The sequence below is a fragment of the Wolbachia endosymbiont of Chrysomya megacephala genome (genome assembly GCF_008245065.1).
Taxonomy (GTDB): Bacteria; Pseudomonadota; Alphaproteobacteria; order Rickettsiales; family Anaplasmataceae; genus Wolbachia.
In genome coordinates this window covers 997,386-1,011,772 of the sequence record NZ_CP021120.1, presented here as the reverse complement: position 1 = coordinate 1,011,772, position 14,387 = coordinate 997,386, and the positions used below count along the sequence as shown (strand labels likewise).

General features: G+C 34.2%; 11 protein-coding genes. 5 read left to right on the top strand and 6 right to left on the bottom strand.

Going from position 1 to position 14,387, the window contains the following annotated elements:
* The first annotated feature begins 16 nt into the window (after positions 1–16).
* From CAI20_RS04890 to CAI20_RS04875, 4 genes are all read left to right on the top strand, one after another.
* Complete coding sequence (locus CAI20_RS04890; RefSeq protein WP_246111574.1) at positions 17–256, top strand: hypothetical protein; 240 nt, start codon at positions 17–19, stop codon at positions 254–256.
* A 435-nt stretch (positions 257–691) separates the two neighbouring features.
* Positions 692–2,239, top strand: coding sequence for a group II intron reverse transcriptase/maturase (gene ltrA / locus CAI20_RS04880; RefSeq protein ID WP_149168704.1), 1,548 nt, complete (start codon positions 692–694; stop codon positions 2,237–2,239).
* Entirely contained in the window at positions 2,236–2,361 is a 126-nt protein-coding gene (locus CAI20_RS06790; RefSeq protein WP_256365559.1) for a hypothetical protein, read from the top strand. Before ltrA ends, CAI20_RS06790 begins: the two co-directional genes overlap by 4 nt.
* A gap of 16 nt (positions 2,362–2,377) precedes the next feature.
* Complete coding sequence (locus tag CAI20_RS04875) at positions 2,378–4,006, top strand: ankyrin repeat domain-containing protein (RefSeq protein ID WP_149168893.1); 1,629 nt, start codon at positions 2,378–2,380, stop codon at positions 4,004–4,006.
* A 500-nt stretch (positions 4,007–4,506) separates the two neighbouring features.
* Here CAI20_RS04875 and ubiA read toward each other — a convergent pair whose 3' ends face one another.
* The 5 genes from ubiA to CAI20_RS04850 form a co-directional block, all read right to left on the bottom strand.
* The gene (gene ubiA, locus CAI20_RS04870; protein WP_007302787.1) at positions 4,507–5,394 is read right to left on the bottom strand and encodes a 4-hydroxybenzoate octaprenyltransferase; all 888 of its coding nucleotides are present in this window, start codon (positions 5,392–5,394) and stop codon (positions 4,507–4,509) included.
* 3 nt (positions 5,395–5,397) lie between these two features.
* Entirely contained in the window at positions 5,398–5,748 is a 351-nt protein-coding gene (locus CAI20_RS04865) for a ribosome-binding factor A (RefSeq protein ID WP_017532600.1), read from the bottom strand.
* A 9-nt stretch (positions 5,749–5,757) separates the two neighbouring features.
* Positions 5,758–8,079, bottom strand: a complete 2,322-nt coding sequence (infB, locus tag CAI20_RS04860; RefSeq protein ID WP_149168892.1) for a translation initiation factor IF-2 — start codon at positions 8,077–8,079, stop codon at positions 5,758–5,760.
* Positions 8,080–8,086: 7 nt separating this feature from the next.
* A complete protein-coding gene (nusA, locus tag CAI20_RS04855; RefSeq protein ID WP_149168891.1) occupies positions 8,087–9,640 on the bottom strand; it encodes a transcription termination factor NusA in 1,554 nt (517 codons plus the stop codon).
* 87 nt (positions 9,641–9,727) lie between these two features.
* Positions 9,728–12,802, bottom strand: a complete 3,075-nt coding sequence (locus CAI20_RS04850) for an efflux RND transporter permease subunit (protein ID WP_179951424.1) — start codon at positions 12,800–12,802, stop codon at positions 9,728–9,730.
* 161 nt (positions 12,803–12,963) lie between these two features.
* Here CAI20_RS04850 and CAI20_RS04845 point away from each other — a divergent pair, with 161 nt between their 5' ends.
* Positions 12,964–13,614, top strand: coding sequence for a hypothetical protein (locus CAI20_RS04845; RefSeq protein ID WP_007302791.1), 651 nt, complete (start codon positions 12,964–12,966; stop codon positions 13,612–13,614).
* A gap of 3 nt (positions 13,615–13,617) precedes the next feature.
* Here CAI20_RS04845 and CAI20_RS04840 read toward each other — a convergent pair whose 3' ends face one another.
* Positions 13,618–14,355: a type I glutamate--ammonia ligase gene (locus CAI20_RS04840; RefSeq protein WP_007302792.1), complete on the bottom strand. Its 738-nt coding sequence runs from the start codon at positions 14,353–14,355 to the stop codon at positions 13,618–13,620.
* Positions 14,356–14,387: the final 32 nt, after the last annotated feature.

Here is a 14,387-nt window from a genome sequence, read left to right as displayed (position 1 = left end):
GGTTAAATGATTTCTGGTGATGATAATGAATTATTTGCTGCTGTACGTAGTGGAGATGGTGCGACCTGAAAGTCTTCGGTCATATTGTTTAAAAGGAGAGGAATTCATTCAGAAAGAAACTGAAAGGATTCTAAAACTTATTAAACCAGATGTTTTGCCGTCTGAGTCTACGCATCAGTGCGAATCGGGCAACCGGTTGGTGCCAAGCGATGCGGACAATGAACCTCCTCTTGAAAAAGAAGATGCTCAATCGTGAGAGGGGCATAAACTGCAAGCATCATGTGGTTGGAGGGCTAGGCTAGTGGTATGGTGAACGTAAGTGAAGCTTTATAAGTACCGATACGATGAAAGAGCTAAAGATGCTGATAAGCTCTGACCAAAAGGTAATGTGGATAAGTTACATTTTTCATTTCTAGATGTACGCAAATAATAACTCCACCGGTATAGAGAAGCCACCTAACCCACTGTTGTATGACTGGAGAAACAGGGTAAGCCTGTATTTTCGCCTACATGGCAAGCAAACCGCAAGGAATGCTGATGGAAGTGCAGGTAAAGGAGAATGGAGAAAGCGAATGCCATTTTGTAACGAAATGGATAGAATTTGTAACATTAATTCGCGTGAAAACGAGCAGACTTCCATTTGGTCCCTCGTGACAAGAAACTTTGTTAACCACTTAAGGTAGGAAAGCAGATGATTACAAGTAAACCCGTAAGTGCATCTACCGAAAGCTTTGAAGCATGGAAGCAATTGCCATGGAAGAAATGCCAGAAAGTTATTGTGAGGCTACAAAGACGTATTGTTAAGGCTGTCCAAGAAGGAAGATGGGGTAAGGTAAAAGCTTTACAACATCTTCTCACACGCTCTTTTAGCGGAAAAGCTTTGGCTGTTAAGAGAGTAACTGAAAACCAAGGAAAAACCACAGCAGGTGTAGATCGTCAACTATGGTCAACTTGCAATGCTAAATTTCAAGGAATAAAGCAGTTAAAGCAAAGAGGATATAAACCTTCTCCGCTAAAACGGATTTATATCAGTAAATCTAATGGCAAAAGAAGACCTCTTGGAATACCCACGATAAAAGATAGAGCCATGCAAGCATTATATCTGTTTGCTCTGGAACCGATAGCTGAAACGATCAGTGATCGTCACTCCTATGGCTTTAGACCTAAAAGATCCTGTGCAGATGCTACAGTAGCTTGTCATTTGTTACTGGCAAGTCGTAATCAACTACAATGGATACTTGAAGGTGATATCAAAGGATGCTTTGACAACATTAATCATGAATGGCTTATGAAGCATATTCCTATGGAGAAAAAAATTCTGCATAGTTGGTTAAAAGCTGGCTTCCTAGAATCAAAAACTCTGTATCCCACAACTGCAGGTACCCCGCAAGGTGGTATAATTTCTCCAATACTAGCCAATTTAGCCTTAAACGGACTTGAAAAGTTATTGGAAAGTCGATTTGGTAAACTCGGCAGTAGAAAAAGAAACAAAATCAGAAGTGGAGTGAATGTAATCAGATACGCAGACGACTTTATTATTTCAGGTTTCACACATGAAGTACTGGAAAAGGAAGTTAAGCCTTTAGTATCATCTTTTCTTCATGAGCGAGGTTTAATTCTGTCAGAAGAGAAGACAAAGATTACATCTATCACAACAGGGTTTGACTTTCTTGGTTGTAATGTACGTAGATATAATAAGAAGTTAATTATTAAACCTTCGAAAGAAAGTATTAAAAGACTTCTTAATAAAGCACGTACATTGATAAAAGCAAATATAGCGAACACTCAGGCTATAGTAATTAAGTCACTCAACTCTCTACTGAGAGGATGGGGAAATTACTATCACCATGTGTGTGCTAAAAAAGCGTTTAGAAAGATCGACAATGAAATTTGGCATAGTTTATGGAAATGGGCAAAGAAAAGACATCCTCGTAAAGGATTACGTTGGATAAAGAATCGTTACTTCAAAGTAATGGGTCAACGCCAATGGGTTTTTGCTGCACCCATATGCAAGAACAAACCAAAAGAGATACGGTATTTAAGACTGCTTAAGCTGATTGATATACCTATCAGACGACATGTTAAAATCAGAGCGGATGCAAATCCCCTTGACTTAAAATGGAAAAAGTATTTTGATGAGAGAGTGAAACGAACAAGAATGTTAGCAAGCTCTTTCTCAAGAGAAGGTTCTCTACTGTTGGTGTCACCATTAAGAATGATGTTTCCTGAGGAATCATGAAGGACAAGCCGGTTCTAGAAAAGAAGAACTTAGATAAGGGGCTCAAGCGTAGTGTGGGGAAACCTGCATGCTGCGTTTCTAAGGGAGGGGTAGTAGTAATACTGCTTCCTTACCTGACCTAGTCTAGTTGCAGATCTTATCAATAAAGGGGCTGATGTTAATGCTAGGGACAGTAGAGGCAATACTCCTCTGCACTTAGCTGCTCTTGCAGATAAATTACAGGTAGTAGAAAAGCTTATAGAGGGAGGGGCTGATGTTAATGCTAAGAATAATCATGGCGCTACTCCTCTGCACTGGGCTGCTCTTAATCAGAATGTCAATATAGTAGAAAAGCTTATAGAGAAAGGGGCTAATGTTAATGAGAAGAATAAATATGACAATGTCCCTCTGCACTATGCTGCAGGTTATGGTAGCTTAAGTGTAATAGAAAAGCTTATAGAGAAAGGGGCTGATATTAATGCTAAGTCCAGTAATGGCGATACTCCTTTGCACTTGGCTACTAAAAATAGTCATTTAGATGTATTAGAAAAGCTCATAAAGGAAGGAGCTAATGTTAATGAAAGAAACAAATATGGTAATATCCCTTTACACTGGGCTGCAAGTTATGGTAGGTTAAGTACAGTAGAAGAGCTTATAGAGAAAGGAGCTGATATTAATGCTAAGAACAATAATGGCAATACTCCTTTGCATTGGGCTGTTAAAGGCAGTCATTTAGAAGTAGCTAAATTTCTTATAAGTAATCATGCTGACGTTAACGCTAAAAATAAAGATGGTTGGACATCTTTGCACTTTGCAGCTGCTTATGGTAATTTAAATATAGTTAAGCTCATTCTTGATAAAAGTGATTATGTTGATGCTAGAGGAGCTTTAGCCATGGCAAATACGCTTAATGAAGAAAACAGCTTAGAAATACGAAACCTTCTAGAAGAAAGAATAAGAAGAAATGAAGAAATCACCCAACATCTTAATTTACAAGAAGAAAGCAGCTCCCTATCAACACGTGTCCATAATCGCCGCAGTATTGCACAAAAAGATGAAAATTCGTTGCAAAATGATAAGATAGGTCCTAATAAAATAGGAGTTACAAGCGGAACAAGTAAGCCATCTTCATTTATCAATATTTTTGCTTACACTACGGTAGATACTATTAAAGGTATTTTTCAGTTTGTTTCTTCTCCTTTTAAGGCAGCTATAAGTATGGAACCTTCTAAAGCTATTACAGTTCAAGGTATTGATAACAACGGTATACTTCTTTTATTAGATGTATTTATAAGGAAAATCACAGGTCAGAAGTATATTTCCACAGTAGTTCAGTCTATATCACCATTAGAAGCACAGGGCTATGCATTAAATATTATAGAGGAATTTGAGAAAGTAGTAGAGCAAGCTGCATTAAAAAGTGGGATATCAATGCATCGGTTAAATATTGATTTTGTAGAAATGCAGAAAGAGGTTACTGCAAAAATCACGGGTGGTAAGTTTAATGACATTTCAGGAGTTTTAAACTCATATGTAGAGCAAGCATGCCACGATAGAGAAACAGGTAAGTTAAGTCCAAAGAAGTTTAACAAATTTATGGTTATATTTAATAAGGAACTAGATTTAATAGTAAATCAATCAATAGAGCAGATATTACACAATAGAGATAGTACATTAGAAGTTGAAGAACAGCAAATAAACTTAGAGCCTCAAAGTTATTTAAGTAATACTTCTGTTCAAGGTCATTTAATTCAGGATAGAGGTTTAATAAATCAAGGTAAGGCTTAATTCCTTAGCTTTTTGATTTCATGTAGTAAAAGGTTGGTAATTTGATCTTATAACATCAATGGGCACACCAGCCTTTGTTTTGTATGCATTCAAGCAATGTGTGACTATTACGCCACCTAAAAAAATAATCATACACTGTCTTCCATAGAGGAAAATCTTTTGCTCTACTGGCAAATACCTTTCATTATGTATTGTATAACATTAATAATTGTTCTTATTTTGTGCTTTCTTGGCCACACCTTGTGCAACTCTTGGCTCAAGAAATTTCCATTCTTTGTCACTTACATCACCTGGATATATTTTTTACTGATCCTATCATATTATCTTCCTGATTTCCTTTCAAGATATGTTCTAAAAAGTAGAATCCGTTCAGCAGGGTGACAAAATAAGATAGAAAAGACAGCCATAGAAATAAATGGTGTCATTTCAATATGATACTTTCTCTGTCATCCCAGTACTTGACACTGGAATGACACCATTTTTGCTTCGATATTTACACATTAGCCATGCATCTGAACGGATACAAAAGTAGAATTTAGAATTCTATCTAAAAGGATACCGAAAAAGAGCAGGAGTCCTATCTGGGAATTATTTTTAAATATGGACATGCATTGATTAGAATCGTCTGGATTGAAATTTTTGTGTTGGTGGTGAAATATGAATCCTATGGCAAGTAAAGCAATATAAAAGATGTTATTTAATGATGATAGTATACCAGCGTACAACCATGCCATTAAGGATATTAAATAAAATCTTTTCAACCAAGATTTTGTTGTATTGCCAAAATATAATGCAGTAGATTTCATTCCTAATTTCTCATCATCTTTTTTATCTTGATGAGCGTATATAGTATCATAACTAAGCGTCCAAAAGACGCATCCTATATAAAATAGCAAGGATTCTATGCTAATCTGGTTTGTTATTGCTGCTGAACCCATGAGTGATCCCATGTTGAAAGTAAACCCTAAAAACAATTGTGGCCACCAAACGTAACGCTTTAGCAAGGGGTAGATAACTATCATGCACATTGAAATTATTCCAAGTATAAGAGTAGTTTTATTGGTTAATAATAAGATTACCAGGGCAATAGACAGTAACAGTGAAAGTAAAGCCAAAGCCTGCTTTATGTTTAATGCACCACTTGCAAGTGGCCTATATTTTGTTCGTTCAACGTGCGCATCTATTTCTCTATCGAAGATATCATTGATTATGCACCCTGCGGGTCTCATTAAAAATGCACCTATAGTAAACAAAACAAGGAGAAAAAGAGCCTGATACGATAGAGAAGTTGAGGCTAAAAGAATGCCGCTTAAGCTAGAAAATAGCACAAGCCATAAACCTGTTAAACTGTGTATTCTCATTAATGAGAAATAATGGTTGAAATACATTAATTAAGTGTGATTATGTAATATTTTGCTTACATTGACAAAATTATCGAATGCTAAATCAGGCTTAAAAACTAACTCAGGTATAAATCGCAAATCAACATAACACAATATAGATTTACGTATTGACCATGCAGATTGGTTCATTTCATTAACAACAGTGCTGATATCATCATTATCATTTTGGGTGTTTAATGAAGATAACACAATATATACATCTGCTTTCTTCAAATCTTTGCTTAGCTTTACATCAGATACTACTACTTTTTCATTAAGAACATTACCTTCCATTAAGACTTTTGATATTGCCCTGTGTAATACCGATGCTACTTTTAGGTTTCTAATTTCCTTTTTCATATTCAACTACTATAACGTCCTTTCTTCTTGCACTAATTGATAAGCTTCCAAAATGTCTCCAACTTTAATATCGATATTACCCTCTAGCGATATTCCGCATTCAAAGTTTACACCTACTTCTTTAACGTCATCTTTAAATCTACGTAGTGCTTTTAACTTTCCTTCATGCACCAATTTGCTGCCACGTACTACCTTAATTAAAGAATCTTTTTTTATAACTCCATCAGTGACATAACATCCAATTATATTACCGGCTTTGGATGCATTAAATATTTGCCTTACAGATGCAGAACCAACACGAACCTCTCGTGTAACAGGCTTTAACATTTTAGTTAGATACATCCTCATGTCTTCAATAAGCTCATATATTATATTGTAAGTATGTATTTCTATACCTTTTTGTTTTGCTAATTCTCTTATTTTTGAATCCACTTTTACATTAAAAGCTAAAATTACTGCGCTTGATGCTTCTGCAAGCAGCACATCTGAATCTGTTACTCCTCCTACTGCTTTGTGTAGAATATTTAATTTCACTTGGTCTTTACCAAGCTTATCAATTGAACTTGATATTGCTTCAATAGAACCAGTTACATCGCACTTTAAAACTACAGATAGTTCTTCTGTTTCACTATCATTACGACTGAATATATCTAAATTATTTTCGTCTAAATCTTCTTTCTTTTTCTTGATCAATTCCAACCTGTATTCAACGATTTCACGAGCCTGCCTTTCAGAGTTTACAACAACAAATTTATCTCCAGCATTTGGTACACCGTTTAGACCAGTGACTTCAACTGGAGTAGAGGGTAGTGCCGCTTTTTCTCTTTGACCAAGGTGATTAACCATACTGCGTACTTTGCTGTATGTTGTACCAACTACCAATATGTCACCAATCTTTAATGTTCCTTCTTCAACTATTAATGTAGCTGATATTCCTTTAGCTCTATCTATTTTAGACTCTATTACCCATCCAAGTGCTCGACAACCCTCTATCCCTTCTAGCATCATTAATTCGGCAATTAATAAAATTGCCTCTTCTAGTTTATCTAAGTTGATTTTCTTTTTTGCTGATACTGGCACAATTATAACATCACCACCAAGTTCTTCGGGGATGAGGTCATACTGAGGCAAACTATTAATTATTCTTTCTACATCGCCAGGTTGTGATTTATCAATTTTATTAATGGCAACTATAATAGAGACATTTGCTGCTTTTGCATGGTTTATTGCTTCAACTGTTTGTTTCATGATTCCATCATCAGCTGCAACTACTATCACAACTATATTAGTAATATTGGCACCACGTGCACGCATTGCAGTAAATGCCTCATGCCCTGGTGTATCAATGAAAGTAATTTTTTGCTTATTTTTTGTCGTTAATTGATAAGCACCTATATGTTGAGTGATGCCACCTGACTCTCTTTCTGCAACATTGGATTCACGAAATGCATCAAGCAATGATGTTTTACCATGATCCACATGTCCCATAAAAGTAACGATAGGTGGTTTTGGTCTTTTAGGTAAGTTTTCTCTGTTGCTTATGAAGAGTAAATTCTTTTCTTTATCAGCATCACTTACTCGTTTAGCCGTATGACTAAATTTTTTTGCTATTTCGCATGCTATATCTGGATCTACTAGATCATCTACTCTATAGCTCTCCCCAACTTCTTCTTTGAGCATTTTTAGCACATTCTTGCTATCTTCTGCCATACGAATAGATAACTCCCTGATAGTTATTTTGTCTGGTATAATAACTTCTCTTGATATATTTTTACCCTTAGTAAACTTTGATTGTTTACTTCTTATACCAAATTTTTGCTTAAATACAGGGAGGTATTCATTTCTTTCATCTATTGCCTGTGTAATTACTAGCTTAGAATGCTTAGAGTATATATCTTTGCTAGCTTTAAAAGACTTTTTATCATTGTTCTCATATTCAATACTATCTTCTTTTTGTTCAACTGAGTTAGTATTACTTAAAACTTCCTTATTTATTTCTTTAGGTACAGAGTGTGATTCATTTTTATCTTCAACTTCTTGATTGCTTTCTTCTTTTTTTATTTTCTCTTCTTGTTCTCTCTGATTCCTTTCTTTCAGCAAAGTAGCATTCTGTACAGCATTAATGCGGGAAATTTGTTCTTTTTTAGTTAAAGAGCCTAATTTACTCTCGTCAAATAAACTATATTCTTCTGCAGAATGAATTTTTCTTCTTTTTTTTACTATTGTAGTACCAGTACTTTGACTATCTAAAGAGTTCAAATTAATGTCTAATTTAAGCTTGCTTAAGCCTTGTAGGGTTAATTTTTTATTACTGATATCTTCATTATTCATATTGTTTTTATATTAATCCAAGCTTTTTACGTGCTTCTATGATTATTAAATCTGCTGTATCTTTTAGATTGTCTTTATTATTAGTTGAGGAAGAGAGTATGCTACAAAACTCATAATTTGATAAATCTGCTATGTCCTCTAAAGTTTTAATATTATGTTTACTAAGAGCAATTTTATTATCTATTGATAAGGCTAAGTTGATTACATCGTCTTCCATACCTAAATTTTTTAGCTCTTCTATTTTTCTATCATTCTCTGCTTTCAGGTAATTATTTGCTCTATTATGAAGTTCATTTGCAATATCTTCATTGAAGCCCTCTATTGAAGCAAGTTCCTTAATTGAAGTGTTAGATATATCTTCTACACTTGAAAAACCTTCTGTTACCAATAATTGGCCCATAATCTCTTCTAAGTTTAAAGCTTCAGCAAATAAAACTGAACATTGACTAAATTCTTTATTTCTTCTTTCTGATTCTTGCTGAGTGCTTAATATCTCAATTTTCCATCCAACAAGCTCTGAAGCTAATCTTACATTCTGACCCTTTTTTCCTATAGCTAAACTCAATTGATCTTCAGCAACTATTAACTCTATACAATTTTCATTTTCGTCAATAATGACCTTTGATACTTCTGCAGGAGTAATGGCTTTAATAACAAATTGACCCAAATCTGATGAGTAATGTATGACGTCGATTTTTTCACCGTTTAATTCGTGTATAATAGTTTTTATTCTATCTCCTTTAACTCCAACGCAAGCACCTACTGGATCGATATTCCTATCAGATGAAAAAACAGCAATTTTAGATCTTGAACCAGCGTCTCTAGCTATACCTTTAATTGTTATCAATCCGTCAGCAATTTCTGGTACTTCTTGATTCAACAATGCTTCTAAAAAGCCTTCATGAGTCCTAGAAAGAATGATTTGACGTCCATCGTCAGAGCGCTTAACAGCCTGTATGTAAGCTTTAACCTTATCGCCTTCACGAAATGACTCACCACCAATTAAGTTTCGTAAAGGGAGGTATGCTCCAATTCCGTTTATGTCTATAATAAGATCTGAATATTCTACTTGTTTAACGATGCCATACCTCATTTCTCCTACCTTATCTTTAAATTCCTCATATTGCTTTTTTAACTCTTCATTTTTGATTATTTCAGAAATCTTTTGCTGGGCAATTCTTGCTGAAACAAGATCAGTGTTAAGAGAAATCAATTCACTAATAGTATCTCCAACTTTTGCATCTTCTTTTATTAACTTAGCTTGTGTCAACTTAATTAAGTCACACTCATTTTCATTTGATTCATCATTAATGACTTTTAGTTGTCTATATGAGGTAACTTTGCCTGTGTTTCTATCTATATTAACTACAATTTTACTTTTGCTACCATACTTTTGTTGAGCTACTGCTTCGATAGCACTTTTAAGTGCATTTATTATAATATTAAAATCCAAACCTTTTTGAAGTGAGAGCTCTCCCGCTGTTTTTATTACATCAAGGCTTCCAACTATGTTATTCTTGTTGCCTTTCTGATTAACACTGCTTTTACGATTAGCAATCATATAAATAAATCCAATTTAATTAGTTATAATTATAGCTTCAACAGGTAAAGAACGCTATCTTAAATGTTAAATGATTGCTAATTTAAGTCAAGTTTTTTCATGTCTTTGTATGATAAGCAATGCCGGAGTAAAGAATAAAGTTAAGACCGTTGCAGCCAATATTCCACTTGCTATGGTTGCTGAAATATCAACCCACCACTGGCTTGATGGAGCATCATATGTGATTTGTAGCGTAAAAAAACTGATATTTAACCTAGTAATCATCGGTATTAAACCAAGAACTGTAGTTGCAACGGTAAGTAGTATTGGCCTGATGCGAGAAATTGAAGCGTTTATTATACATTGCTTAATGTTATTTTTGCGCACCTTAATTTGCTGATGAAAGGCATCAAGCAATAGTATATTATTATTCACTATAATTCCTGCTAAAGCAATTATCCCCACTCCACACATGACAACTACAAAAACTTTCTGAATAAGAAAGAAAATGAAAAATACACATGTTGTTGATAAAAACACTGCTGTCATTACGATAAATGTATAGTATATGTTGTTAAACTGTGCCACTAGCACCAATATCATCAATGTAATTGCTAATATAAAAGCCTTTAATAAAAATGCTCCTGATTTTTGTTGATCTTCCTTATCACCTTTGAAATCAATCTTTACTCCTTTACTATAGTCTTGAGTAATCGAATTTTGAATGAACTTAACTCTTTCATCAACAAGATAGCCAGTATCAACGTCAGCAGAGATTGTTACTGTGCGTGATCCATCAATCCTACTTAGTTTATTTGCCTTTTTTTCGGGAACGTATTTCACTATGCTACTCATAGAATATGGTCCATTTGCTGTATTAATAAAAAGGTTATCTATAGTTTTCATGTTGCGATTCTTTCTGGGAAAGCGTAGTACAATATCAATTTCTTCATCTGTGTTATTTGGTCTATATTTTCCAATTAATACTCCATTTGTAACCATCTTTATAAAATCACCGATGGTTGCAACACTTACTCCAGAGCTTGTAGCCTTACTCTTATCAATACTCATATTCCACTCTATTTCAGGTGCTGATCTACTATCTTGAATATTTATAAATCCAGATGAAGGTTGGTCCATAATTTTTAGGATTTTCTCTGCTACTGAATTCAAGTTGGATGCACTTCCGCTTAAGTTAATTTGTATTGGCTTGTCAGCTGATGGTCCTGACTTTTGTTCCTGTACATCAATTATTACTCCTTTTATGTTTTGTACACTACTCCTTATATCATTTAGTATTTGCGTAGCTTTGCGCCTGCAGCGCCAATCTACAAGTTCCAATTGAATTTTGGCAATAACGTTGTCTGAAAATTTTCCTGATCGAGCATAAAAAACATAAATTTCCTTTTCAACACCCAAAATACGTTCTTCTACTTTCTTAAGTATCAAATCTCGTTCTTTGGCTGATAAGCTTTCTTTTACTTTAACGCTGATTAAAATGTTATCTGAATCTACATTCGGAAAGAACTTTAATCCAGGACCAAAAGTAAAATATAATATACTAGACAAAAATAAAACAAACACAACAACACATACAAATTTTTTGGGGTGATCTAAGACTTTCTCTAACATACGTACATAAGTTCTTATTATAAGCCCAGTATTTTTTACCTCACCACTTTCTATAGCACTCATTCTTATTATTTCTTTTTTTGAAGTTATTGAAGGTTTACCAAATATTGCACCAAGTGTTGGTATAAAAACCAAAGCCATAATTAGCGATCCAGTTAAAGTTAGAATTATTGTAATTGGTATGTACTGCATAAATTTACCGACTGTATCGGGCCAGAGTAACAGAGGGAAAAACACTGCTAATTTAGTCAATGTTGATGATAAAACTGGATAAAACATATCATGAACTGAGGTGCAAAAGGCTTCTACTTTATCCATGCCACAAATCATCTTTCTATCAGCATATTCGCTGATTACAATTGCATCATCAACCAGCATGCCAACTGCCATAATTAAACTGAAGAGCACAACTATATTTAGAGTAATACCCATGAGGTAAAGAGCCATTATTCCTATTAGAAAGGAGCCAGGTATTGATAGTGCAACAAGAATAGCAGCCCTTGTTCCCATAAAGAGCATTATTATGGTTAATATTAGTAATACGGCAAATATTATACCATTTTCCAAGTCGTCAAGCACATCACGTACATTTTTTGACTGGTCATTCAAATAAACTACTTTTAAATTTTCAGGTAATTGATCTTTTGCTTTGTCCATTAAGTATTTTACTTGATTTACCGTGTCTATTATGTTTTTTCCATTACGTTTTGAAATTTCTAGTACAATGCTAGGTAGTCCATTAATACGAGCAAATCCTTGGTGATCCTCAAACCCAAGGTATACTTTTGCTATATCTTTGATTCTCAAAACTGCATCACTTTGAGATCTAATAGGAATATTCATAATATCTTCTATGTCTTTTAATAACCCTGATATTTTAATCGAATATTTACCGGTATCATTTTCTAGTGATCCGGCTCCTACCAATCTGTTGTTGTTTGATATAGCTTGAAATATCTCATTTGATTGAATGTTATATTTTGTTAGAACTGTGGGCTCAATTATAACTTCCACTGTTTCTTTACGCATACCTGCTACTTCAACTTTAAGAACATTTGGCAGAGATTCTATTTCTTTCTTTAGTTTGCGTGCTATTTCAGTTAAAGTTCTTTCCGGCAAATTACCAATCAAGCCAACGTTTAGTATCGGAAATAAGCTCAAGTCTATTTCATTGATTATCGGAGATTCTGCTTCAATAGGTAATTTTGATTTTATGTTTAAAAGCTTTGAACGGACATTATCGAGCACTTCTTTATTATTATACTCTGTTCTAAATTCGATTATCATGTGAGCACCATCATTAGTTGCAAAAGCTCTCAATTCTTTTACACCTTCGATGGATCTTAGTTCATTTTCTATAGGAAGCACTAATAGCTTTTCACTATCCTCGACAGAAATACCAGGAAACCCGACAAATACACTAATTATAGGAATCTGTATATCAGGATTGCTTTCTCTTGGCATCTTTATATAAGTGTATGAGCCGAAGGTAAAAATCACGATAAGCAATAATATTACTGTTCTATTCCTCTCTACAAGTAAGCTTTTCATGCCAAACATTATACGTATTTATATCATATTATAGCTAAGATAAATTATATATTAATTAATCCTCATATAGCTTTATGTAAATGATTAAAATTTTTACAGTTTTGCAAGCGTAAGAAAATTTCTATATAATATGACTTTAGTATGGTATTTGAGGGATTATTGTGGTAGCAGTTTTAAGTGTGATAGAAGGCAAGAATAAAGCGATCGTATCTGGGTTGGTTGGTGTTTCATCAACTTTAGTATTTTTAACAATGATTCACATTGCTGCAAAGATAGCCATTATAGTTACTGCTGCTGCAGTTACTTACGCATTACTTTCATTGCTTAATAAAGCAAGACCTAAGTCTGTTAAAACTGATGATATGTCAGAAGATGAAGGGTATAGCAGTGTTGATGAAGGTGAAGAAAAAGATACCGTAAAAGAACCAAAAAGAACTGAAACTGAGCTAGAAGAAGAATTAAAAAATAAAAGAGCAGAAGAAGAAATGAAAAATGGACTACCTAAACATATGGATTTCAAAGGTAATTCACTTTCTAAAAGTGCTGATACTACAGATAGTCATTTCGTTTCTAGTGCTACAAATATTGTTATGGAACCTTTACCTAAACACATGGATGCACTTGGTAATCCACTTCCTGAGCAGCCACCGAGCAACCTTACCAATATAGGGCTTGGATCATCTAAAAGTACGCAGAAACTATCTGCTGCAGACTTGCTATTACAGTATGGGAATGTAAATAATGATGTGAGGAAAGTGCTAGAATGGCCAATTACCTCAAAGGAGTTTAATGGGTTAGGGTTTAACAGGTAGTTGCTATATCAAACTCTCCATCTTATATTGAGGATCAGATGCAATGCCATACACTCTATTTGGCGGAGCAATTTTGTTCTCTATACCAAAAACTATACCTTCAATTATTGCTGTGAGTACTTTTTCAAGGTTACAATCTGCTCCAGGAACACGGTGCTCTAGGCGGCATCTTTTGGAATCGTTGCCAAAATAGGGAATTCTTATCGCAGCAGTTCTGTTATTCACTCCCCAACTAATCGTAGTTGGAGTATGAATATCTGGGTACTGAAATCTTAAATATGAATCATCATTTGGAGCAAAAAACAACATATGTTTTTTCATCATTGCACATAATCCACCTATGCTGTGAATCAGGTGGTCACTATATTTTTGCTTATTGCCATAAAATAAGTTATTATTATTTGAATCCATGAGGCTAACATGTACATTTAGTGCGCTGCCTGCTCTATCCAAATAAGGTTTTGCTTTAAAAGAAACATTACCATCGAACTCTTGTGCTGTTCCAATCAGTAATTTTTTTACTAACTCAAAATGCATAATTAAATTATCAGGACTCGTATAACAATCACTTTTTATCTCGTATTGGTTTAAAGAACTCTCTTTCTCACAAAAAAATCCAAGAGAAGCTATTTTATTTTTGATGCTATTCAGAAATAAATATTCTTTTTTTATTCCCTCAGTGTAAAACTCCAGTTCAATACCGAATACAGTATTATGACTCAAATTACTTAATATAATCACAAATTTACTTCAATAAATTTATACTAAATCAT